Annotated in this window: 4 protein-coding genes; all 4 read left to right on the forward strand. The window is 53.6% G+C overall.

Annotated elements, in window-relative coordinates; translation table 11 throughout:
* The coding region (locus tag ABYT30_RS17910; protein ID WP_373097852.1) for a FliH/SctL family protein at positions 1–327 on the forward strand (327 nt) is incomplete at its 5' end.
* On the forward strand, positions 317–1,660 hold the full coding sequence (gene fliI, locus ABYT30_RS17915) for a flagellar protein export ATPase FliI (protein ID WP_373077165.1): 1,344 nt from the start codon (positions 317–319) through the stop codon (positions 1,658–1,660). The genes ABYT30_RS17910 and fliI, both read left to right, overlap by 11 nt.
* A 17-nt stretch (positions 1,661–1,677) precedes the next feature.
* The gene (gene fliJ / locus ABYT30_RS17920; protein WP_373077163.1) at positions 1,678–2,139 is read left to right on the forward strand and encodes a flagellar export protein FliJ; all 462 of its coding nucleotides are present in this window, start codon (positions 1,678–1,680) and stop codon (positions 2,137–2,139) included.
* Positions 2,140–2,217: 78 nt separating this feature from the next.
* The coding region (locus tag ABYT30_RS17925; protein ID WP_373097854.1) for a hypothetical protein at positions 2,218–2,895 on the forward strand (678 nt) is incomplete at its 3' end.

Consider the following 2,895-nt stretch of genomic DNA (forward strand, 5'->3'; position numbering starts at 1 on the left):
CTTATTGAAAATCTGGTAAACAAAGCGGTGGCCGCGCTGCCCATAAGCAATAGCGGATTTGATATTTTCCTTAACCCCGCCGATGTCGAGGTGCTGCGCAATGTGCACGCTGAACGTAACGAACCATTAGATCCCGCGTGGCGCTTAATTGAAGACGCGGCTATTAGTCGTGGCGGTTGCCGTATCAACAGTGATCATTCAAGAATCGACGAGCAGCTTGAAACTAGAATTCAGCATGTTGTCGCCGAAATGCTAGGCGAGACCATGGTGCCTCAGCAAGCTGGCGATGACGACGTTAATGGCGCGGGGTTGAGCGGTGATCAATGATCCTAGCGCACAAATAAAACAACGCTTTTCTTTATACCGAGAGCGCCTTAGCGGCGGTGAGAAGCCGATTGTTGAAGGGCAGCTCAAACGGGTGGTGGGCACCATGCTTGAGGCGGTTGGCTGCAAGGCGCCGGTTGGCGGCTATTGTTTGGTCGAGGCGGCGGACGGCGACTGGCTAGAGACCGAAGTAGTGGGTTTTGCCGCTGACAAAATACTGCTGATGCCTACTGGCGAACTGCGCGGCGTGATGCCCAATGCCAGAGTAATCCCCATTGCCAAGGGCTCTGACTTCCCCGTGGGCGATGAGTTGTTGGGCCGAGTGCTCGATGGCGCGGCCAAGCCGTTGGATGGCAAGGGGCCGTTACACTGCAAGCAAACCCGTTCGATTAATGGCACGCCAATAAATCCGTTATTACGCCAACCCATTCGTGAACCCTTGGATGTCGGGGTGCGTTCGATTAATGCGTTGCTTACTGTCGGGCGCGGTCAGCGCTTGGGCTTGTTTGCCGGTAGCGGGGTGGGGAAGAGTGTCTTATTGGGCATGATGACGCGCTTTACTGAAGCTGACGTGGTGGTGGTGGGCTTAATTGGTGAGCGGGGTCGCGAGGTAAAGGAGTTTATTGACAGTATCCTCGGCACCGAGGATATGAAACGCGCAGTGGTCATTGCGACCCCTGCGGATCACCCGCCACTGATGCGGATGCGCGGCGCATGGCTGGCGACGTCTATCGCTGAGCACTTTCGTGACCAGGGTAAGCAAGTGTTATTACTTATGGATTCCCTGACCCGATTCGCCCAAGCTCAGAGGGAGGTTGCATTGGCGACGGGTGAACCTCCGGCCACCAAGGGCTACCCGCCCTCGGTGTTTGCGCGCTTACCCGCGCTGGTCGAACGCGCTGGTAATGGCGCGGTTGGCGGTGGCTCAATTACGGCCTTTTATACTGTTTTGGCCGAGGGCGATGATCAAAATGACCCGATTGTCGATTCGGCGCGGGCGATTTTAGATGGCCACATTGTGCTGTCGCGTGCTTTGGCAGATGCCGGGCATTTTCCGGCGATCGATGTCGAGCGTTCGGTTAGCCGCGCAATGAATGATATTACCGACAAGAGTCATCAAGATCAGGTGCGCTATTTTCGGCAGATGTATTCGCTTTACCAGCAAAATCGCGACCTGATAACGATTGGCGCCTACCAGCGCGGCAGTGATGTTCGTCTGGATCACGCCGTTGGCTTATGGCCGAATATGGTGAAATTCCTCCAGCAGGCCTATGATGAAGCAGAGCCTTTCGACAGCGCCCTTGATCAGCTAAATTTATTATTGGACGACGCATAAGCTAAATAGGTGAGTAAATGAAGAAGTCCCAGCGTATGCAAACCGTTAATAGCTTGGCGGACCGCAAAGAGCAGGAGCAGGCCAAGCGGTTTGCGAAAAGCCAAAAGCACCATGAACATCAACAAAAAAAATACGATGAGTTAAAACAGTATTACCGTGAGTACGCGGATGCGAGTCAAATTCAAACTGCGCAAGCGTTGGATGTGCACCGTTTACAGGAAACCCGTCATTTTATGAGCAAGCTTGCTCAGGCTGTGGCTCAGCAGAGCGAAGCCGTTGAGCGCGCCGAAGCGAATGTGGCGAACGAGCGCCAGCGTTGGCTAGACAGCCGTTGCCGCGCCATGAGCTTAGAAAAGCTAACGGATCGCTATCGCGAGCAGGAACAGCAGCAGCTCAATACTGAAGAGCAGCGCCAAGCTGACGATCTGACGAGTCAGCGTTTTGTGTGGTCTGCTCGCCAATCCACCAATATGGCATAAGCCTTGCTGTAATCTTAGTATTGCCGGTGTTTAGCCAGGGGGCTGCCGGGTAAAATTAATCTGCACAGGTTATCTACTATGCCGTCTAGTCCACTTCCCGCGCTGAGTAGCAGCGAAGCAATTCCCCAGGGACGCGCCGCAGTAAAGGCGACTAATTCGGGTGAATCAGCCTCACAATTACCTTTTAATCAGTTACTTGCCGGCAATCTTGATAGTGCAGTTGAGCTTAATAGCGCTGCGGTTGAGGCGAGTGAATTACCATTGCTGGCAACCGCGCCGGAGGACGCCGTGGATGCCTTATTGCTGAATCCCGAGGGTGGCAAAGCATTGCCGCTAACAGGCAAAGAATTGCCGCTTTCGGAGTCTTTAATTGATGGCTCAGCTGAGGTGGTCGATGTAGAAGTCGAGAACACGGTTGTGAATTGGCAGCAGGTACAAATAGATTGGTCTCGAAGCCAGTCAGCTAAAAATGTTGATGATGGGGTGTTGGCTGGTAGCAATCGTGCCCAGCAGGCGGTAGATCAACTTCTATTACAGCAAGAGAAGCTCCTGCAAGGTGAGAGTCAGGCTAAATCGAATCTCTTGGTGAGCACCGCCACTCAGAATACACCGTCAACCGTGGCCGGTGGTTTTGCCGCTGCGCTACAGGGCGTTAAAGGTGAGGGGCTCGGTTTAGCGCAAGCAAAAGGTCTGCAGACAGAAAGTCTTAGTATGGATGAGGACTTCAGTGAGTTGGCCTCGTTGTCCCAGCTTAAA

Source organism: Zhongshania sp. (assembly GCF_041623545.1).
In the GTDB taxonomy this organism is placed as follows: Bacteria; Pseudomonadota; Gammaproteobacteria; order Pseudomonadales; family Spongiibacteraceae; genus Spongiibacter.

Bases quoted from the DNA above. Each gene is read 5' to 3' on its own strand.
- fliJ (WP_373077163.1), top strand. From the start codon at position 1,678: ATGAAGAAGTCCCAGCGTATGCAAACCGTTAATAGCTTGGCGGACCGC.